Below are 18,990 nucleotides of genomic sequence, written 5' to 3' on the forward strand. Positions count from 1 at the left end.
GGACGGAGGGCCCGGGTCGGTCCGCCGCGGGCGCCGGACCGGGCGCCGTGCTGGCGATGGAGGTAAAGCTACCATGTTGGTAGGAATAGTGGCCAAGTAGATCGCCGGGTGTTTCCGAGGATTCTTCGGCGGCCGTCCGGGGCGGGCTCCGGATCCCGCGCGGCTCCAGGGGGGTCGCAGAGGGTGTCCGGTGGCGTGCGCCACGAAAACATATTATTCCTACCAATTTTGTTGACTTTAGGGTTCGGTCGGTCCTACCTTCGTGTCACTCGCCGCGAACGGCCCGCGACCGGACGCGTGAGGTGACCGCCGCGCCTTCCCGCCCTCGTGAGGAGCCCCGCCGTGACCACCACCACGGATCTGTCCCTTCGCCCCGTCGCCGGACGCATCGGCGCCGAGATCTCCGGCGTGCGCCTGGGGCCCGACCTGGACGGGGCCGCCGTCGCCTCGATCCGGGCGGCCCTGCTCGCCCACAAGGTGGTCTTCTTCCGCGACCAGCGGCACCTGACCGACGAGACCCAGGCGGGCTTCGCCGCCCTGCTCGGCCCGCTCACCACCCCGCACCCCACCACGGGCGCGGCCTTCGGCGGCGACCACCACGTCCTGCCGATCGACTCCGAGCGCGGCAAGGCCAACAGCTGGCACACCGACGTCACCTTCGTCGACCGCCCGCCGCAGGCCAGCGTCCTGCGCGCCGTCCACCTGCCCCCGCGCGGCGGCGACACCGTCTGGGCCAACACGGCCACGGCCTACCAGGACCTGCCCCAGCCGCTCAAGGACCTCGCCGACGGCCTGCGCGCGGTCCACACCAACGACTACGACTACGCGGCGGTCGCCCCCGAACGCGAGCCCACCGGCGACCTCAGGAAGTACCGGGAGGCCTTCGTCTCCACCCTCTTCAAGACCGAGCACCCCGTGGTGCGCGTCCACCCCGAGACGGGTGAGCGGGTCCTGTTCCTCGGCCACTTCGCCCAGCACTTCACCGGCCTGAGCAGCAAGGACTTCCACCACCTGTTCGACCTGCTCCAACAGCGCGTCACCCGGGCCGAGAACACCGTCCGGTGGAGCTGGCGGGAGGGGGACGTGGCCGTGTGGGACAACCGCGCCACCCAGCACTACGCCGTGGCCGACTACGGGGACGAGCCCCGGCGCCTGCACCGCATCACCGTCGGCGGCGACCTCCCCAGGGGCGTGGACGGCCACCCCAGCCGCTCCCTGACCGGCGACTCCAGCGGCTACACCCCCGCGGTCTGACCCGCGGCCCCGAACCTCCTTCTGCCCGCGGCGGGGTCGCCCGCGCGCTCCGGTGGACGCAGACCACCCCGCGCGAGGAGGTGGTGGACCGCTACACCGACATCATCGGGCGGCGCGGCCGCAACGAGAGCGCCGAGGCCCCGCCCCGGATCCGCTTCCCCGGCCCCGTTCTCCGCCCCGGATGTGTCGTCCCGCCCCGGGGGCCGTTCGCCTCCCCAGACCCGTTCGCCTCCCGGACCTGTGCGCCTCCACGGGTCCCGACCACTGTCCGGCCACCGCCCGGCCGCTGGCCGTGCGGTGGCCCCCATCCGTGGCGCACGCCGCCCGGACGCCGCCTTCCCCGGTACCGAGGGAGAGTCCGATGAGCACCGCGCAGAGCGCTTCCCCGCCCCACCCCGCCTCCGAGGTCGCCCGGTTCCGCGCGACGCTGCGGCACCACCCGGCGGGGGTCGTCGTCATCACGGCCGGTGTCGACGGCCGTCCCGCCGGACTGACGGCCACCTCCTTCACCAGCGTGAGCCTCGACCCGCCGCTGGTGGCCTTCTACGTCGCCGAGACCTCCTCGACGTGGACGACGCTGCGCCTGGCCGGGGTGTTCGCCGTACACCTCCTGTCGGAGGACCAGACGGACCTGGCGGCGAGGTTCGCCCGCGGCGGCGCGGACCGCTTCGCCCCGCCGACGTCGTGGCGTCCGGGTCCCGAGGAGGTCCCCCTGCTCGACGGGGTGTCCGCCAGCCTGGTGTGCAGGAGGTTCGACACCCGGCTGATCGGCGACCACTGGCTGGTCGTCGGCGAGGTGACGCACACCCTGGTCCTGGACGACCTCCGTCCGCCGCTGCTGTACCACCGCGGCGCCTTCGGCGGGTTCGCCCCGCTGCACGGCCCGAGCCCCGCCTGACCAGGGCGGCTCCGACGGCCGCCCGGGACCCGGCGGCGACGCGCCGTACCCCCGCGGGGGTACGGTGCTCAGTCGTGCGCGACGGACGCTTGACATGACGTCATGTTTGACGCCATTATGACGTCATGGATTTGATGCCGTATGTCGACGAACTCCGCCGCCAGCTCCAGGTGGCCGCCGAAGCCGGGAACGAGGACGCCCGGGTCATCGCCGAACGCCTCAGTGCAGCTCTGGAGCCCGCCGCGCGGCTGACTCTGCTGGACGCGCTCTCCGCGGCCGCGGACGAGATCACACGCGAACTCGCGCCCGGTTCGGTCGAGGTCCGGCTGCGCGGACGGCGGGCTGACTTCATCGTGACGTCACCCGATTTCGAGGACGTCGAAGACGACGGCCTCATGACGTCACAGGCGCACCAGGATGACGTCATGCAGGCTGACCGGGCCCTCACGGAGCAGCTCCGGGCCGACGCCGAGGACGGGGGCACGTCGCGGATCACCCTGCGCCTGCCCGACCGCCTCAAACCGCACGTCGAGGAGGCGGCCCGCGGGGAGGGGCTGTCGGTCAACGCCTGGCTGGTGCGCGCGGTGACCGCGTCCCTCGACAGCGGCAGGCGCCGACCCGACACCCGGGCACGCCAGATCGGCCGCGGCTACACCGGCTGGGTCCGCTGACCGGACCCGGCCGCCCGACTCCACCACGTCTCCCACCAGCGGAGACGACCACCAACGCCACGTCAGGGAGACAGCCATGCCAACTTTCGACACCCCCGAACCCGTCACCGCCGACATCACCCTGGTCGCCGGAAACCTCCAGATCAGCGCCGGAGGCCGCACCGAGACCACCGTCGAGGTCCACCCGCGCGACGCCGCCAAGGAGAGCGACGTGCGGGCCGCCGAACAGGTCGAGGTCGAGTACGCCGGAGGCCGCCTCCAGGTGAGGGACCCCCAGCCCTCGGGCCTGGGCCGCGTGATCGGGCGCAAGGGCATGGTCGACATCACCGTCGAACTGCCCGCGGGCTCGCGCCTCCACGTCAGCGGCGGCTTCGGCGGCGCCCGCTGCGAGGGCGTCCTGGGCGCCTCCGAGATCACCTTCTCCCACGGCAACATCGCCGTGGACCGCGTCACCGGCAACGCCGAGCTCACCACGGGGTACGGCTGGGTCCGCGCGGGGGAGATCGACGGCTCCGCCGTGGTCAAGTCCACGGGCGGGGCCCTCACCCTCGGCACGGTGACCGGCGACCTGCGGGCCAACTCCGCGCACGGTGACATCACCGCCGACCGCGCCCTGGCCTCCGTCACCGCGCGCACCCACCACGGCAGCATCCGGCTCGGCCAGGTGGTCCGGGGCGGCATCGACATCGGGACCGCCTTCGGGGAACTGGAGATCGGCGTCCGCGAGGGCACCGCCGCCTGGTTGGACGCGGTGTCCAAGAAGGGCGTCGTGCGCAGCTCCCTGGAGGCCGCCGACGGCCCCGGCCCCGCCGAGGAGACCGTCGAGATCCGCGCCCGCAGCGTCCACGGCGACGTCATCGTCCACCGGTCCTGAACAGACGGAAGAAGAGACCGAACATGAACCGGCACACCCCCCGCCCGGCCGTCGCGGTCACCGGACTGCGCAAGTCCTACGGCGACCACACCGTGTTGGACGGCGTCGACCTGGAGATCCCCGAGGGAACCGTGTTCTCGCTGCTGGGACCCAACGGCGCGGGCAAGACCACCATCGTCAGGATCCTGTCCACGCTGATCGGCGCCGACGGCGGCCGGGCCCGGGTCATGGGGCACGACGTGGCGGCGGAGCCCGACGCGGTGCGCGCCGCGATCGGCGTCACCGGACAGTACTCGGCGGTGGACGGCCTGCTCACCGGACGCGAGAACCTGATGCTCATGGCGGGGCTGCACCGCCTGGGGCGTGCCCGCGCCCACCGCCGCACGACCGAGCTGCTGGAGCACTTCGACCTCGTGGACGCGGCGGGCAGACCCGCCTCCACCTACTCCGGGGGCATGCGCCGCCGCCTCGACCTGGCGATGACCCTGGTGGGAGAACCGCGGCTGATCTTCCTCGACGAGCCGACCACCGGCCTGGACCCGCGCAGCCGCCGGGACATGTGGCAGATCATCCGCGACCTCGTGGCCGACGGCGTCACCGTCTTCCTCACCACGCAGTACCTGGAGGAGGCCGACCGGCTCGCCGACCGCATCGCGGTCCTGGACCACGGCACGATCGTGGCCGAGGGCACCGCGGCCGAACTCAAGCGCCGCGTCCCCGGCGGCCACGTCCGCCTGCGCTTCACCGGGACCGAGGCGCTGGAGTCGGCGGCCCGGGCCCTGGGCGGCGAGGCCGACACCGACGCGCTCGCGCTCAGGGTGCCCGGCGGAGGAGGGGTCGCCTCCCTGCGCGACCTCCTCGACCGCCTCGACGCGGCGTCGGTCACCCCAGAGGAGCTGTCGGTGCGGACCCCGGCCCTCGACGACGTCTTCCTCGCGCTCACGGGTCACCGGAGCGCCGACGACAACACCCGGAAGGCCCACCGATGACCACCCTCACCCACGCCGTCGGCGACTCGGCCACGATGGTGGCCCGCCAGCTCCGGCACATGCTGCGCTACCCGTCCATGACGCTGCTGCTGGCCGCCACGCCGGTCCTGCTCCTCCTGCTGTTCGTGTACGTCTTCGGGGGCGCGATGGGCCCCGGCGCGGGCGGGGGCGGGGGCGCGGCCAGCCGCGCCGACTACCTCGACTACATCGCCCCCGGGATCATGCTGATCGCGGTGGCGAGCACGGCCCAGGGGACGGCCATCTCGGTGGCCATGGACATGACCGGCGGCATCGTCGCCCGGTTCCGCACCATGGACATCGCCCGGGTGTCGGTCCTGACCGGCCACGTCGTCGGCAGCCTGGTCCAGTCGATGCTGGGCGTGGCCCTGGTCTCGGCGGTGGCGCTGCTGCTCGGGTTCCGGCCCACGGCGGGCCCGGCGGAGTGGCTGGCGGCCGTCGGCCTGCTGGCGATGGTCTCCTTCGCCCTGACCTGGCTGTCCGTGGCGCTGGGCCTGGTCTCCCAGACCGTCGAGGCCGCGAGCAACCTCCCCATGCCGCTGCTCTTCCTGCCCTTCCTGAGCAGCGGGTTCGTCCCCACGGAGACCCTGCCGACCGGCCTGCGCTGGTTCGCCGAGTACCAGCCGTTCACGCCCGTCATCGACACCCTGCGCGGACTGCTGATGGGCACCGGCACCGGGATCGGTGACAGCGGGGTCGCCGCGGTCGCCTGGTGCGCGGGCATCGCCCTGGTCTCCTACCTGTGGGCTCGGAAGCTGTACGACCGCGACCCCGCGGCCTAACCCGGCCGCGGAGACGGACGGCGACCGGTCCGGTCGGCCCGGGTGCCGACCGGCACCCGGCGAGGACGACGACGCGACGCGGTCCCCCCGGCCGTGTCGGACCCACCACCACCAGACGAGGAACGGCCATGAGCGAACCCCTCCACACCGTCACGGCGCTGCCCACGGCGCGCCGGCCCGGCTGCCCCTTCGACCCGCCCGGGGAACTGCTCCGGGCACGCGAGCACGGCCCCATCAGCCGCTACGCCTTCCCCGACGGCCACCAGGGCTGGCTGGTCACCGGATACGACCTGGTCCGGTCGGTCCTGGCCGACCCGCGCTTCAGCTCCCGCAAGGAGCTCATGCGCCACCACCCGCTGATCGACTACGGCGACGTCGAGGTCCCTCCGGCGCCGCCCGGAGAGTTCCTCCTCATGGACGAGCCGCAGCACGGGCGCTACAGGAGACCGCTGGTGGGCAGGTTCACCGCGCGGCGGATGCGGCTGCTCACCGAGCGCGTCGAGGAGATCACCGCCGAGCACCTGGACGCCATGGAGGCGGCCGGGCCGACGGCGGACCTGGTGACCGCGTTCGCCAAGCCCGTCCCCACCATGGTGATCTGCGAGCTGCTGGGGGTGCCGTACGAGGACCGGCGCTCCTTCCAGGAGAACATCGACAAGTTCATGAGCGGGGAGACGAGCGACGAGGAGCTGACCGCGGCCTACACCGCGACCCAGCGCTACCTCGCGGAGCTGGTGGCCGCCAAGCGCGCGAACCCCACCGACGACGTGCTCAGCGACCTCACCGACAGCGACCTGACCGACGAGGAGCTGAAGGGTATGAGCCTGGTCCTGCTGGCGGCCGGGTTCGACACCACCGCGAACACCCTGGCGCTGGGCGCCTTCGCGCTGCTGCGCGACCCGGCGCAGCTGGCCGCGCTGCGGGCCGATCCCGCGCTCGCCGACCGTGCCGTGGAGGAACTGCTGCGGTACCTGAGCGTGGCCAAGATGTTCACGAGGACGGCGCTGGAGGACGTCGAACTGGACGGCCGGACCGTCGAGGCCGGTACGGCGGTCCTCCTGTCGCTCAACACCGCCAACCGCGACCCCGAGCGCTTCACCGACCCCCACGTCCTCGACCTCGGCAGGCGCGAGGGCGGGCACCTGGCCTTCGGCCACGGTGTCCACCAGTGCCTGGGCCAGCAGCTGGCCCGCGTCGAGATGCGGGTCGCGCTGCCCGCGCTGTTCGACCGCTTCCCCGCGCTGCGCCTGGCCGTGCCGGCCGAGGAGGTCGAGGCCGGGCTGCGTCCGGAGACCGCGGACCTGCACGGGCTGAAGAGCCTCCCGGTCACCTGGGACGTGTGACCGCGAGCCGGTGACGCGCGGGGTCGCGGCCCGGACACGGACGAAGGTCCAGCGGACAGGGTCTTCGTCCGTGCCGTAGGGGGTGTTCCGATCGTTCCCCCGAGGGCCCGAACCTGCTGGCCCTGAACCCTGGTCTGTCGCTCGGCAGGCGGCCAGCTGGAACGGGCCCTTTCCGCTGAGCTGCCATCGCCGCCGTTCTGGGGCTGGTCGTGATCGCGGCTGTGGTGTCCTGCTCCCCCTGTGCGCAAGCTCCTCCAGCTTCACCGCGGACCGGAGTGGCGGGTGTGGCGAAGTGGCTACAGTGGTGTCGCACATCTCAAGGCTTCAACGGGAGACAGATGGCCACGGTCGACGACGAAGGTCCCATGGGGAAGGAAGACCTCGTTGACGGCCAACTGCCCATGAACGCCCGCCAGGAGCACTTCAGCCTGGCCTTCACTCGTCTGGTGGCGTACACAGCAGGCTGCACCATCAAGACGCACGAGACCGACTACGACGGTGTCGACATCACGTTGGCCTCGGCCGCCGAGTACCAGCGCTTCTACGCTCCCCAGTTCGAGCTTCAGCTCAAGTGCACGACCCAGGCCCGTTACCTTGCTGACGACCACATGGCGTGGCCGATGAAGGGGAAGCCCTTCCGGAAGCTCACCAGAGGGAAACGGTACGTTCCGGCCTATCTCGGAGTCCTTCTCGTTCCGGAGAACCCCGACCGCTGGCTCTCGGTCGATGAGCGTGGGCTGGTCACCGAGAGCAGGATGTACTGGCAGGCCGCGACCGAGCTCGTGTCGACGGGTGAGGTCGGCCAGACCCGGACCGTTCACCTGCCGCGCAGTAACCTGTTTACCCCGGAGCAGCTTCTGGGCATCATGAAGAAGCTCGGCGAGGAGGGAGGCTTCTGATGACCCCCACCACGCTTGATTCCCTCAGCGAAGCGGCTTCTCAGCTCACACCTCAGTCGGTATCCCGGTTCCTGGCGACACACGGATGGGAACTGGAGGGCAGACAACCGGGTATTCGAGAGATCTGGCGGTTGGACCACTCTCCTGAATTCGGTTCTGCTCGTGTCATGCTGCCTCTCGCCACAGATTTCGTGGACTTCCGAGCCAGGTTCAAGGACGCCATCGAATCTCTCTGCCATGTGTACATGACAGATGCTGTTGATTTGCGGGAACGCGTCACCGCGACACATTCAGACATATTCTTCGTGCGTCTTAACCAACCGATGTCGGATGGATCGATACCCTTCCGTCAGGCCGGAAGTACAGTCGATTCCCTGTTCAGGATGCTGAAGGCGGCGGCCACGACAGCCGCCGATCCTTTCCATTCTCACAGAGGTCGAAGGCCTGCTGTCGTGGCCGACTTCCTGGATGAGAGCATCCGACTGGGGCAGACGAAGCAGGGAAGTTTCGTCTTCACCGTCTCGGCGTTCCTCGGAGATGATCCGCCGAAGGACGGGGAAAGCGATGTATCCGCTGATCCTCCGGCGTTCGCGCGGCTCGTGATGGCCACACTCGCCCGCGGACTGGAGTCCGCTCGCCGCCTGGCCCTGCACTGGGACGAACGTGTACTCGACTCACCATCGGATCTCGGACTGAGCGCGGCCCTGGTGGAGTCCATGGAGGAGATGACACGCCCGGACAAACTCCGCTCCGTGGACCTCTCCTTCCAGTGGGCGGCAGCGAAAGCGCCTCCTGACGTGGCCGAGTCCACCATAGTCCTCGACCGTGATGTCATCGTGGAACTGCCGCGCCTTCGTGAGCGCCTTGTGCGAAGGGAGGAGCCGTCGCGCAGGATGACGCTTATCGGAATCGTGAAGGGTCTGGCGCGCGAGGAAACCCCACCGGGCGAGGAGGAGGCGGCAGACGTCACACTCCTGACCGAGGTGAGCGGAAAAACGAGAAACGTCCACGTGTCACTCGAAGGAGAGGACCATCGATGGGCGATCATCGCCTATCAGAGGAATCTCCCACTTGTTGTGACAGGCGACCTCTCCTTCGAGCGCCGCACTTGGCGGCTTTCCGGAGACGTCGATGTGGACGCCAGTTTCCTCAGGCACTTCTCACGGACGCATCCGTCTCCCGGTGAGGACGAGCGGAACACCTAGGAGTGTTCCCTGCCGTGGTCGGTGGTCGCCGTCCCCAACTGCCGTGGGTGAAGAGGGCCTGCGGGCCGATGAGCCCGTCCGTTCGGAGGCCTCCGAGCCCCGGCCGAGCTGTCCCGTCCTGTCAGTTCCCGGCGGCGAAGGCCTCGTCGTCCGGGACGGCGGGCATGCGCAACCTCGTCCTCGGCCTGACTGCCGGGGCGGGCGTGAACGCCAGCAGGGCCGAATACCGCGCCGCTTGGCTGGGGAGCCTCTACGGTGACGGCGTGAGGTGACCGTGCGGGCGGGGGAGCGTGACCGTCACGGTCAGCCCCCCGCCCGCGCGCGGTCGCAGGTCCAGCGCGCCGCCGTGGACCTCGACCACCCGCGCGACCAGGGCCAGGCCCAGCCCGTGACCCGGGTCGGCCCCGAATCTGCCCTGCCCGCGCAGGAAGGGTTCGTGCAGCCGGGCCACCGCCTCGGGCGTGTGGTGCGGACCGGTGTTGTCGACCCGCAGGACGGTCCCGGCGCCGGGGGCGTGACCGGTGCTGACCGAAGCCGTCCCGCCCCGCCCCACGTTGTGGCGCAACGCGTTCTGCACCAGGTTCTGCGTGAGCTGGGTGAGCAGCGCGGGGTCGCCGAGCGTCGGCGCCGGAGCCGACGCGAGGTACAGCCGCACCCCGCGGCGCTCGGCCTCCGCCGAGCCCTCGGCCACGACACCGCGGACGATGTCGGCCAGGTCGACCGGCACGGAGACGGCGGTCACGGCATTCGCGTCGGCCAGCCGCAGGAGGGCCTCGGTGAGCTCGACCGCCCGGGCGTTGGTGGCGCTGAGCCGTTCGACCAGGCGCGGGACGTCCTGCCCCTCCGGGTCGCGGCGGGCCACGTCCAGGAGGGTGGCCGTCACGGCCAGCGGGGTCCGCAGCTCGTGGGAGGCGTTGGCGGCGAAGCGCTCCTGGGTCTCGAACGCGTTCTCCAGGCGGTCGAGCATGTGGTCGAAGGCGTCGGCGAGCTGTCGGAACTCGTCGTTGCGCTCGTGCAGCCGGATGCGGTGCTCCAGCCGCCCCGAGGCGGCGACGCGCACCGCCTCGTTGATCCGGTGCAGGGGGCGCAGCACCCATCCGGCGAGGAACCACCCCCCGACGAGTCCGATCACGGCCAACACCACCAGGACGACCCCGGAGACCATGATGACGGCGTCGAGGATCTGCCCGCGGGTGGGGACGACAGGGCCGCCGGAGTCGCGCGGGTTGGCCGCGGTGAGCGGGTAGTCGGGGACGTAGCGCAGGACCACGTAGACCCCGGCCAGCACCGCCAGGCCCGCCGCCACGAGGAAACCGGCGTAACTCAGGGTCAGGCGCAGGCGTGCGCTGCCCCTCCTCCCGGGCGGAGCGGGGACGCGGGCGTTCACCGCTCCTCCCCGGGGGCCGCGAGGCGGTACCCGGCCCCGGGGACGGTGACGATGGGGTCCGGCCTGCCCAGGGTCCTGCGCAGCTGCGACATCGTCACCCGGGGCGCGCTGGTGAACGGGTCGGCGTTCTCGTCCCAGACCTTCTCCAGCAGCGTCTCGGCGCTGACCACGCCCCCTTCCGCCCTGATGAGCAGCTCCAGGACGGCGAACTGCTTGCGGGGCAGCCTCAGACGGCGCCCGTCCCGGTCGGCCTCCCTGCGGTACGGGTCCAGACGCAGGCCGCCCCATTCCAGGACCGGCGGAACGGACGACGAGGGCCTCCGGGCGAGTGCGCGCAGGCGCACGACCAGTTCCTCCAGCGCGAAGGGCTTGGTGAGGTAGTCGTCGGCGCCCAGGGCGAATCCGCCCACCTTGTCCCGTAGCCGGGTCGCGGCGGTGAGCATCAGAACCCTGGTCCCGGGATGGTCGCGCACCACCGCCGCGCACACGTCGTCACCGTGGACCCCCGGGATGTCCCGGTCGAGGACGATCGCGTCGTAGTCGTTGACCGCGGCGCGCTCCAGCGCCTGGCCGCCGTCGAGGGCGATGTCGGCGGCGATGGCCTCCTGGCGCAGCCCCGCCTGGAGCGCCTCGGCCATGAAGACCTCGTCCTCGACGATCAGCACACGCACGGTGTCCCCTTCCGCTCCGATCGCTGCCGCGTCCCGGCACGCCCCGCCGACGGCGCCGGCGTCCGCGCGGCCCGGCTCCGTGGCCGTTCAGCATAGGCGGGGGCCTGTTGCGAAAACGTTGGGCGCCGCGCACGCGCCCGTGCGTCAGCCCTTCCGGCCGCCGGGCCGCCCCGCGCCCGGGCTGCGGGCCCGGTCCGGCGGGGGAGGCCGGGGCCCGCGCGGGAGCGGTTCCGGACGCGAGGACCAAACATCCGCGCAACAACCGCCCTCCTACGGTCGGGCGCATGCGAAGTCGTACTCTCCTGTCCGGTCTCGTCCTCGCGGTGACCGCGACCGCGGTCACCGCGGTCCCGGCGCACGCCATCGTGGGCGGGACCCCGTCAACACGGCCCTATGAGTTCATGGGCTCGTTCCAGCCCGACTACCCCGCACCGCCGCGCCCGGACGGACACGGGTGCGGGGTCGTCGTCCTGGCTCCCGAGTGGGTGCTGACCGCCAGCCACTGCGCGGGCAAGAACCCGACCAACGCGCGGACGGGCGTTCCGCGGGGCTGGAGCGTCCGCGTCGGGTCGCCGGACTCCGACTCCGGAGGCGAGGTGGCCGAGGTCGACCACTACTACCGGCTGGCCACGAGCGGGGACGAGGGGGGTTTCTGGGGCAGGGACCTCGCCCTGATGCACCTGGAGCACCCCGTCGAGGCCCGACCGCTGCCCATCGCCTCGGCCCCGCCACCGCCCGGGACACCGGTGCGGATCATGGGCTGGGGCATGACGTGCGACGACACCGGGAACCCGGACTGCTTCCCGACACGGTTGCGGGAGGCCGACACCGTGGTGCAGCCGCCCTCGGCGTGCCTCGGCCAGGCGGTCGAGGGCGAGTTGTGCGTCGGCAGCCGGGACGGGAGCGTGGCCGCGGCCAACATGGACTCGGGCGGTCCCGCGCTGGTCCGCGAGGACGGCGCGTGGGCGCTGGCCGGGGTGGTCAGCGGTCCCAGCGGGGAGGGGGCGCCCACGCTGTTCACCGACGCCACCCGGCACACCGGGTGGATCGACGGCGTCGTCTCCGGTACCGACGTGCCCCCGGACGACGAGATCCCGGACGTGGAGGGCATGGTGGACCTCCAGGGCTGCGTGGGCTCGGTGGTGCGCACCCCGGCCTCGGAGCCGGACGCGCCCGCGCTGATGCTGACCAACGGCCACTGCGTACGGGAGGGCCGGCCGGCGCCGGGGGAGGCCCTCGTGGACCGGCCCGCCGACCTGGAGGTGCCCGTGGCCGACCCCCGGGGCTACCCCCGGGTCACCGCCCGGGCCGAGCGCCTGGTGTACGCGACGATGACCGGAACCGACGTCGCGCTCTACCGCCTGGACCGGACCTACGAGCAGCTGGCCTCCCAGGGGGCGAAGACCTTCGAACTCGGTACCACCCCCGTGCGCCCCGGCGACGAGGTGACCATGGTCTCTCCCGGTACCCGCTCGGACTGCTCCGTCGAGGCCGTGCCCGCGCACCTGCGCGAGGGCGGCTACCGGCAGGACGACCCGATCCGCTACGCCTCCGGCGAGGGATGCCTCCCCTACCCGGGCCTGTCCGGCTCGGTGCTGTTGGCCCCCGACGGTTCCACCGTCGTGGGCGTCCACAACACCCACAACAGGGACGGCGGGGAGTGCACCGACGACAACCCCTGCGAGGTGGACGCGGACGGGAACGTGACCTTCGAGCGGGGACGCGGTTACGGCCAGCAGGTCCACACGGTCCCGGCCTGCCTGACCGGCCGTTCGGAGCTGGACCTGTCACGCCGGGGCTGTTCCCTCACCGGCGCCGCGTCGGCCTGACCGTTCCGGTCGGCCCGCCCGACGCCCGCGGGGCCGCGACGGGGAGCCCGTGCGCGGCCCCGGCGCCGCCCACCGCGTCCTCGTGGTTCACGGCGCCGGGCTGCCGCCCCCGGACGCCGCCCACGACGTGATGAAGCGCTCGGCCGCGGCGTCGACCTCGGCGGAGGGGGCCAGCAGCCTCTGCAGCAACAGCCCCCGCAGGCACGAGGTCGCGATGATGCTCCGCTGCCTCGCGTCCGCCGCGGTGTGTCCGTCGCGAAGAGCGGCCGCTTCGAGGAGGGAGGCCAGGTCGTCGATGTCGGCGACGAACTCCTGGAAGACGTCGTGCTCGTACACCGCGAGCCCGACCAGGTGGAAGAAGGCGCGGATCCGGTCCTCGTGCGCGTCGTTCGCGTAGAAGCTCCACACGGCCCTGCACAGGGCGGCGAATCCGAGTTCGCCGCCGGTCGCGGCGATGACGAGGTTGTCGCGGCGGCGCGCCTCCAGCAGCACGGCGCGCAGGAGTCCCGGCCGCGACCCGAAGTGGTAGGTCAGCAGCGTGTGGTGTACGCCGAGCCGCTCCGCCACCTGGCGCATCGACAGGTTCGGGCTGGGGCCGCTCTCGCCGTACTCCTCGAACAGCGCCTGGAGGAGGCGCTCCCTGCCTTCCCCGACCGGTGACCTCACACTGCCTCCCTTGACGGGTTCACCACTGTTGAGTACGTTACCGTACGGCGAATTCACCACTGTTGAGTACGGTGGGGCGCAGTCCCGGGGAACGAGGTCCCCCGGCCGATGTCCGGTTCGCCGGGGGAGCCGCGCCTGCGCGTCGAGCCGGAGCCGCCCGTGCGAGCGCCCGTGTCGGCCACCAGCGTCAACGCCGGCATCCTCGGCCTGGGCGGGACGGTCGGGACGGTCCGGGTGGGGATGCGGGCCCACATGGTCGCCTGGCGGCGGGACCCGCTCCAGGACGCGGCGGCGTTCGCCGATCCGGACACGGCCGTCCTCCTCGTGAAGGACGGCCGCATCACGAAGGGAGAAGCCCGATGGGCGAGATACTGCACGGCTGCCTGCCGGACACGGAGTACCTGGAGGTCACCGCGCGGTCGGGGCACCGCTACGGCGTCTGGGTGACCACACCCCCCGGTTACGCGGACTCCACGGACCACCTACCGCTGATCTACGTGTTGGACGGCAACTGGACGGTCGGCCTCACCGCGCCCCTCATCGTCACCCAGGCGGACCCGTACCTGACGATCGCCCCCTACATCCAGGTCAGCGTCGGGTACGCCGGTGAGGAGGCCGCGGACTGGGCGCACATCCGCAACCGCGACCTCGTGCCGCCGGGGGAACCCGTCGGTGACGACATGCTGTCCACCCTCGCGGCAGCCCGCGAGTCGGGTGCGATGACCCAGGAGCAGGTCGACGCCTACCTCGCGGAGCTGCGGGAAACCCGGGCCGACGTCTTCCTCGACTTCCTGACCGGCGAACTCCACCCTCACCTGCGGTCGAGACTGCGTGTCAGCGAGTCCGGCCACGGCCTCTTCGGCTACTCCTACGGAGGCCTCTTCGCCCTCTACGCGTGGCTGCGCGGGACAGGACCCTTCGCGAGCGTCGGTGCGGGCAGCCCCGGTGTGGCCAGCGCGGACAGCCGGATCTTCGCCCTCGTCGAAGCCCTGCCGGAACCCGGTGAGGACGAGGCCGCTCCACGGCTGCACATCACGCTGAACGAGGCCGAGCTGCTGGGAGACATCCCGTTCTATCGCGGGATGGCCCGCCACGTCCTGACGACGGTGGAACAGTTGCACGCCAAGGGGCGGTCGGAGCGGATTTCGCACGCGTTGTTGCGGGAGACGCACGTCACCGGGCTACAGGCGTCGTTCCTGAGCTACCTGAAGGCGTGCCACGTGCGCTAGCTGACGCTGTTCCCCGCCGACCGGGAGCGCGTCACCGGCCCCTCGCCCCCCGTCCGTCCTGGGAGACGGCACAGGACCCGCGTCCGCCTCCGCCGCGAACGGCCCGTGGCGGGCGGGACGCGGGGCGGGCGACCCAACCATCGTTCGGGCCGTCCCGCGCACGAGGGCCCACCGCGCCCGGCGGCGGTGTTGTGCGCGGGTCGGGTGACGACCGCGCCACGCGCTCCCGGGCACGCGGGCCCGCGCCGCTGAGTTAGGCGGCGTCCCTCTTCGGGCGATCCACTCCGGTCGCACCCCCGCCGCGACCCGGGCATGAAAAAAGGCCCTGCGAGCAGGGCCTTCGTTTGTGTCCGAGGGGGGACTTGAACCCCCACAGCCTTAACGGCCACTAGCACCTCAAGCTAGCGCGTCTACCTATTCCGCCACCCGGACCGGGTGTGCTCGGCGCTCCCGCGCCGAACACGTCAACCATAGCAAAGGTCGAACACCGCGCGAACCATGTTTTCCGCCGGTGGAAGACATGGCAGGGTCGGTGGAACAGTAGGGCGACAAGGTGCGGCTGGACGGGAGCGTCAGATGGCGGAGCCAGGCAGGGAACTGAGCGCGGCCGAGGTCGAGGTGGTCGACCTGTGCCGGGAGCTCATCGAGTTCGACACCTCCAACTACGGCGACCACTCGGGACCCGGGGAGCGCAAGGCGGCCGAGTACGTGGCGGCCAAGCTCGACGAGGTCGGCGTCGAGTCGAGGATCTACGAGAAGCACCCGGGACGCAGCAACGTCGTGGCCCGGATCACGGGGGAGGACTCCAGTCGCCCCCCGCTGCTCATCCACGGCCACCTCGACGTCGTTCCGGCGGCCCCGGAGGACTGGACCCACCACCCCTTCGCGGGCGAGGTCGCCGACGACTGCGTGTGGGGCCGCGGCGCGGTCGACATGAAGGACATGAACGCGATGGTCCTGGCGATGCTGCGCCAGCGCCTGCGCGAGGGCCGCCGTCCCCCGCGCGACATCGTGCTGGCCTTCCTCGCCGACGAGGAGGCCGGGGGCACGTGGGGCGCCCAGTACCTGGTCGACGAGCACCCCGACCTGTTCGCCGACTGCGACTCGGCGATCAGCGAGGTCGGCGGCTTCTCGTTCACGGTCAAGGAGAACCGGCGCCTCTACCTCATCGAGACCGCCGAGAAGGGCATCGCCTGGATGAAGCTGACCGCGCGCGGCACCGCCGGGCACGGTTCGATGGTCAACACCGACAACGCCGTCACCGAACTGGCGGCGGCCGTCGCCCGCCTGGGCGAGCACCGGTTCCCCGTCCAGCTCACACCGACCGTGCGGACCTTCCTGGAGGAGATCTGCGAGGAGTTCGGCATCCCCTTCGACGAGCGGGACGCGGACGCCACGGTCGCCCGCCTGGGCCCCATCGCGCGCATGATCGGCGCCACCCTGCGCAACACCCTCAACCCCACGGTCCTGGGCGGCGGCTACAAGGCCAACGTCATCCCGGGCGAGGCCACCGCCCAGGTGGACGGCCGCTTCCTGCCGGGCACCGAGGACGCGTACTTCGCCGAGATCGACCGGCTGCTGGGCCCCAAGGTCAGCCGCGAGTTCATCCACCACCTGCCCGCGGTGGAGACCTCCTTCGACGGCGGCCTGGTCAGCGCCATGTCGGAGTCGCTGCTGGCCGAGGACCCCGGCGCCAAGGCCGTCCCCTACTGCCTCTCCGGGGGGACGGACGCCAAGAGCTTCTCGCGGCTCGGGGTGCGCAACTACGGTTTCGCCCCCCTCCAGCTGCCCCCGGAGCTGGACTTCGCGGGCATGTTCCACGGGGTGGACGAGCGCGTCCCGATCGAGGGCCTCCGGTTCGGGGTCCGCGTCCTGGACCGTTTCGTCGGGTTGAGCTGACCCCGGGCGCTTTGCGCCGTCCCCTCAGCCGAACCGCGCCGAGAACTTTTTCGGCGCGGTTCGCAATCCGGCTTCCCGTCACCGAACGTGATGTTAGTGTTGCTGTGAGTTCGACGGTGCTCGGCTCCCCGCCCGCCTTCGCGGGCGCGGAACGGCACCGCCGTGTGACCGTGGCGGGACCACCGCACGGGACCGTCCAGTAGCAGCGAAACGGGGGGCATCCATGGTGCTCGCGGGCAAGGAGTGGCTGGTCTCCAGTCGCGCTGCCCGCATGGCCCTGAGCCCCGCCCGGCTGCTGCTCCTGTCCGGCATCGTCGCCGTCGCATGGCTGGCCGGGGGGATCGGTGTCGCCCACGGCGAGACCGCCCCCGAGTCCGGTGGCCTGGTCGACCGCGTGCTGGAGGTCGGCGACGGGACCGGACGCACCGGACAGGCCGCCGCCGAGGAGATCCGCGGCGCCCGCCTCTCCGACGCCACGGCCCGCGCCGCGTCGGCCACGGAGTCGCTCACCGACACCGTGGTGCCCCAGACGGCCGCTCTTCCCGCCGAGACCCTGGACGGGACCGGCGTGACCGCGGCCCTGGAGCGGACCAGGACCGGATCCGCCGCCAACAGGGCGGTCGATGACACCACGCGGGCCGTCGACGAGACCGCGCGCGGCGCGGGCGACCTCGTCGAGGGCATCGCCCTCAGGGGCCACGACGTGGTGGAGTCCACCGACCGCTCGCTGCGTGACAGCAGCCTGGTGGGCACGGTCTCCGAGGGGCTCGCCGAGTCCACCCGGGCCGTGCAGGACCGGATCGGCGGCTCCGCGGGCACCGCGACGCCGCTCGGACTGCCCGTCCTCGGCGGCGCCGACGAACTCTCCCCGACCGCACCCGCGCCCAAGCGCTCCGCGTCCGACGAGGACGAGGGCTCCGGCGAGGAAGGCGACGGGGACCGCACCGGCGGGGTGACGGCCGTCCACGCTCCCGTGGACCCGTCCGTCTGGCACCGGGTCGCCGACGAGGGCGCCGACCGGGCGCCGAGCGGCGACGACCCCGGTGAGCGCATCCGCCTCATCGCGGGCGGCGGGTACCACCAGGCCGGAGCGGACGCCACCGGCGCCGCGGCTCCGTCCTTCCCCGCGCCCGGCGCCGCCGGGTTCCTGACGGCCCGGGCCGACCACCTGGCTCCCCGGGCCCAGCGGGTCGCCCTTCCCGGTGACCCCACCCTGGTTGTCCGCGACGCCGCGGACGACCCCTCCTTCGCTCCCGACTAGCCGCGTCCTCCACGACCGCGGCCGGTCCGTGCGCTCCTCTGCGCGCAGCCGCCTCGCCGAATCCGGCGGGCGTGCCTTCTCCCCGGCTTCCCCGGAGCACGAAGCTCTCCGTCCGCGGTCCACGAGCAGCTGGCCGATCTTTCTCGTTGACCAAAGGACACGCGATGACCTACCACACGCACGCCCGTATCGCCGCACTGGTGGCCGCGGGATTCTTCACCGCCGCCGGCGCCGGAGTGGCCTACGCCGACACCACGGCCACGACCAGTGGAAACGGTTCCATCCTCGGCGGCAACCAGCTCGTGGCCGACCTGGACGTCCCCGTCAACGCCTGCGGTAACGCGATCGCCGTCCTCGGCGTCGCGGGTGCCCAGTGCACCGACAGCGGGGCCGTGGTGGAGGACGACAGCTCCACCTGGACGCCCGAGAAGCCCGAGGAGCCCGAGACCCCGGACGAGTCCGAGAAGCCGGAGACCCCGGAGAAGCCCGAGAACCCCGAGGAGCCGGAGAAGCCCGGCTACGGGGGGAAGCCCGATGACGGCGGTCACGACGGCGGCGGTCACGACGGTGGCGGCCACGACGGCGGCGGCCACGACGGCGGTCACGACGACGGCTACGGCGGCGGCGACCACGGCGGTGGCGGCGGCGACCACGGCGGTGGCGGCGGCGACCACGGCGGTGGCGGCGGTGGCCACCACGGTGGCGGCGGCGGTGGCGGTGGCCACGACGGCGGCAACGGCGGCGGTGGCGGCACGCCCGAGGAGCCCGTCTCCCCGCCCGCCACGGACGAGGAGCCCCCGGCACCCGCCCCGGAGCTGGCCCGGACCGGCACCGACGGCAGCGCCCTGAGCGGGCTGTTCGCCAGCGCCGCCGCCGCGATCGCCGCGGGCGCCGGACTGCTCCTGTTCGGCAGGCGCCGCGCCCGCGCCTGACCCCGGCCTCCCGGGCCGTTCGCGGCCCGGGGGCTGACGCGAGTCCCGTAGCACCGGCCAAGGCCATGTGCGCGGGGTTCACGTCAGCCGCCGCCCTCCGGGGCGGGGCTGATGGACGGGGTGCGCGCGTCCCGCCGCAACCAGCGGAGCGGGACCGCGGCGCACTCTCCCAGTACCGGTAGC

Annotated in this window: 17 protein-coding genes and 1 tRNA gene; 14 read left to right on the top strand and 4 right to left on the bottom strand. The window is 72.3% G+C overall.

Annotated elements, in window-relative coordinates:
- Positions 1 to 342: 342 nt before the first annotated feature.
- The 9 genes from EV372_RS12945 to EV372_RS12990 all read left to right on the top strand — a co-directional run bounded on the left by EV372_RS12945 (position 343) and on the right by EV372_RS12990 (position 8,933).
- Positions 343 to 1,254 (top strand): TauD/TfdA dioxygenase family protein, encoded by a 912-nt coding sequence (locus tag EV372_RS12945; protein WP_130396213.1) that lies wholly within the window; start codon positions 343 to 345, stop codon positions 1,252 to 1,254.
- A 361-nt stretch (positions 1,255 to 1,615) separates the two neighbouring features.
- Positions 1,616 to 2,152 (top strand): flavin reductase family protein, encoded by a 537-nt coding sequence (locus EV372_RS12955; RefSeq protein ID WP_130396214.1) that lies wholly within the window; start codon positions 1,616 to 1,618, stop codon positions 2,150 to 2,152.
- A 125-nt stretch (positions 2,153 to 2,277) separates the two neighbouring features.
- Positions 2,278 to 2,823 (top strand): histidine kinase, encoded by a 546-nt coding sequence (locus EV372_RS12960; protein WP_308210345.1) that lies wholly within the window; start codon positions 2,278 to 2,280, stop codon positions 2,821 to 2,823.
- A 76-nt stretch (positions 2,824 to 2,899) separates the two neighbouring features.
- On the top strand, positions 2,900 to 3,697 hold the full coding sequence (locus EV372_RS12965) for a DUF4097 family beta strand repeat-containing protein (RefSeq protein ID WP_130396215.1): 798 nt from the start codon (positions 2,900 to 2,902) through the stop codon (positions 3,695 to 3,697).
- Positions 3,698 to 3,720: 23 nt separating this feature from the next.
- Positions 3,721 to 4,686, top strand: coding sequence for an ATP-binding cassette domain-containing protein (locus EV372_RS12970; RefSeq protein ID WP_130396216.1), 966 nt, complete (start codon positions 3,721 to 3,723; stop codon positions 4,684 to 4,686).
- Entirely contained in the window at positions 4,683 to 5,486 is an 804-nt protein-coding gene (locus tag EV372_RS12975) for an ABC transporter permease (RefSeq protein WP_130396217.1), read from the top strand. The genes EV372_RS12970 and EV372_RS12975 overlap by 4 nt, the downstream gene beginning before the upstream one ends.
- 128 nt (positions 5,487 to 5,614) lie before the next feature.
- Positions 5,615 to 6,829 (top strand): cytochrome P450, encoded by a 1,215-nt coding sequence (locus EV372_RS12980; protein WP_130396218.1) that lies wholly within the window; start codon positions 5,615 to 5,617, stop codon positions 6,827 to 6,829.
- 338 nt (positions 6,830 to 7,167) lie between these two features.
- Positions 7,168 to 7,728 carry a DUF4365 domain-containing protein gene (locus tag EV372_RS12985; RefSeq protein WP_130396219.1) on the top strand — a complete coding sequence of 187 codons (561 nt, stop codon included), beginning with the start codon at positions 7,168 to 7,170 and terminating at the stop codon, positions 7,726 to 7,728.
- On the top strand, positions 7,728 to 8,933 hold the full coding sequence (locus EV372_RS12990; protein WP_130396220.1) for a hypothetical protein: 1,206 nt from the start codon (positions 7,728 to 7,730) through the stop codon (positions 8,931 to 8,933). The genes EV372_RS12985 and EV372_RS12990 overlap by 1 nt, the downstream gene beginning before the upstream one ends.
- Positions 8,934 to 9,183: 250 nt before the next feature.
- Here EV372_RS12990 and EV372_RS12995 read toward each other — a convergent pair whose 3' ends face one another.
- Complete coding sequence (locus tag EV372_RS12995) at positions 9,184 to 10,320, bottom strand: sensor histidine kinase (protein WP_130396221.1); 1,137 nt, start codon at positions 10,318 to 10,320, stop codon at positions 9,184 to 9,186.
- Entirely contained in the window at positions 10,317 to 10,991 is a 675-nt protein-coding gene (locus EV372_RS13000; RefSeq protein WP_130396222.1) for a response regulator transcription factor, read from the bottom strand. The genes EV372_RS12995 and EV372_RS13000 overlap by 4 nt, the downstream gene beginning before the upstream one ends.
- A gap of 284 nt (positions 10,992 to 11,275) precedes the next feature.
- Between EV372_RS13000 and EV372_RS13005 the strand changes: the two genes are divergently transcribed.
- A complete protein-coding gene (locus EV372_RS13005; RefSeq protein WP_130396223.1) occupies positions 11,276 to 12,820 on the top strand; it encodes a S1 family serine peptidase in 1,545 nt (514 codons plus the stop codon).
- A gap of 87 nt (positions 12,821 to 12,907) precedes the next feature.
- Here EV372_RS13005 and EV372_RS13010 read toward each other — a convergent pair whose 3' ends face one another.
- Positions 12,908 to 13,486, bottom strand: coding sequence for a TetR/AcrR family transcriptional regulator (locus EV372_RS13010; RefSeq protein ID WP_130396224.1), 579 nt, complete (start codon positions 13,484 to 13,486; stop codon positions 12,908 to 12,910).
- A gap of 359 nt (positions 13,487 to 13,845) precedes the next feature.
- Between EV372_RS13010 and EV372_RS13015 the strand changes: the two genes are divergently transcribed.
- Entirely contained in the window at positions 13,846 to 14,715 is an 870-nt protein-coding gene (locus EV372_RS13015; protein ID WP_130396225.1) for an alpha/beta hydrolase, read from the top strand.
- Positions 14,716 to 15,062: 347 nt separating this feature from the next.
- On the opposite strand, the gene EV372_RS13020 is transcribed toward EV372_RS13015, so the two are convergent.
- Positions 15,063 to 15,147 (bottom strand) — tRNA-Leu (locus tag EV372_RS13020).
- A gap of 144 nt (positions 15,148 to 15,291) precedes the next feature.
- Here EV372_RS13020 and EV372_RS13025 point away from each other — a divergent pair.
- The 3 genes from EV372_RS13025 (at position 15,292) to EV372_RS13035 (ending at position 18,807) form a co-directional block, all read left to right on the top strand.
- On the top strand, positions 15,292 to 16,614 hold the full coding sequence (locus EV372_RS13025; protein ID WP_130396226.1) for a M20/M25/M40 family metallo-hydrolase: 1,323 nt from the start codon (positions 15,292 to 15,294) through the stop codon (positions 16,612 to 16,614).
- A 223-nt stretch (positions 16,615 to 16,837) separates the two neighbouring features.
- Positions 16,838 to 17,875, top strand: a complete 1,038-nt coding sequence (locus tag EV372_RS13030; RefSeq protein WP_130396227.1) for a hypothetical protein — start codon at positions 16,838 to 16,840, stop codon at positions 17,873 to 17,875.
- A gap of 164 nt (positions 17,876 to 18,039) precedes the next feature.
- Positions 18,040 to 18,807, top strand: a complete 768-nt coding sequence (locus EV372_RS13035; RefSeq protein WP_130396228.1) for a chaplin — start codon at positions 18,040 to 18,042, stop codon at positions 18,805 to 18,807.
- Positions 18,808 to 18,990 lie beyond the last annotated feature (183 nt).

It is taken from the genome of Nocardiopsis sp. CNZ308, from assembly GCF_004217075.1.

What these genes read in the sequence shown, in the direction of transcription:
- EV372_RS12955 (WP_130396214.1), top strand. Translation starts at nt 1,616, where the DNA reads ATGAGCACCGCGCAGAGCGCTTCCCCGCCCCACCCCGCCTCCGAGGTC.
- EV372_RS12960 (WP_308210345.1), top strand. Translation starts at nt 2,278, where the DNA reads ATGGATTTGATGCCGTATGTCGACGAACTCCGCCGCCAGCTCCAGGTG.
- EV372_RS12965 (WP_130396215.1), top strand. Translation starts at nt 2,900, where the DNA reads ATGCCAACTTTCGACACCCCCGAACCCGTCACCGCCGACATCACCCTG.
- EV372_RS12970 (WP_130396216.1), top strand. Translation starts at nt 3,721, where the DNA reads ATGAACCGGCACACCCCCCGCCCGGCCGTCGCGGTCACCGGACTGCGC.
- EV372_RS12975 (WP_130396217.1), top strand. Translation starts at nt 4,683, where the DNA reads ATGACCACCCTCACCCACGCCGTCGGCGACTCGGCCACGATGGTGGCC.
- EV372_RS12980 (WP_130396218.1), top strand. Translation starts at nt 5,615, where the DNA reads ATGAGCGAACCCCTCCACACCGTCACGGCGCTGCCCACGGCGCGCCGG.
- EV372_RS12985 (WP_130396219.1), top strand. Translation starts at nt 7,168, where the DNA reads ATGGCCACGGTCGACGACGAAGGTCCCATGGGGAAGGAAGACCTCGTT.
- EV372_RS12990 (WP_130396220.1), top strand. Translation starts at nt 7,728, where the DNA reads ATGACCCCCACCACGCTTGATTCCCTCAGCGAAGCGGCTTCTCAGCTC.
- EV372_RS13005 (WP_130396223.1), top strand. Translation starts at nt 11,276, where the DNA reads ATGCGAAGTCGTACTCTCCTGTCCGGTCTCGTCCTCGCGGTGACCGCG.
- EV372_RS13015 (WP_130396225.1), top strand. Translation starts at nt 13,846, where the DNA reads ATGGGCGAGATACTGCACGGCTGCCTGCCGGACACGGAGTACCTGGAG.
- EV372_RS13025 (WP_130396226.1), top strand. Translation starts at nt 15,292, where the DNA reads ATGGCGGAGCCAGGCAGGGAACTGAGCGCGGCCGAGGTCGAGGTGGTC.
- EV372_RS13030 (WP_130396227.1), top strand. Translation starts at nt 16,838, where the DNA reads ATGGTGCTCGCGGGCAAGGAGTGGCTGGTCTCCAGTCGCGCTGCCCGC.
- EV372_RS13035 (WP_130396228.1), top strand. Translation starts at nt 18,040, where the DNA reads ATGACCTACCACACGCACGCCCGTATCGCCGCACTGGTGGCCGCGGGA.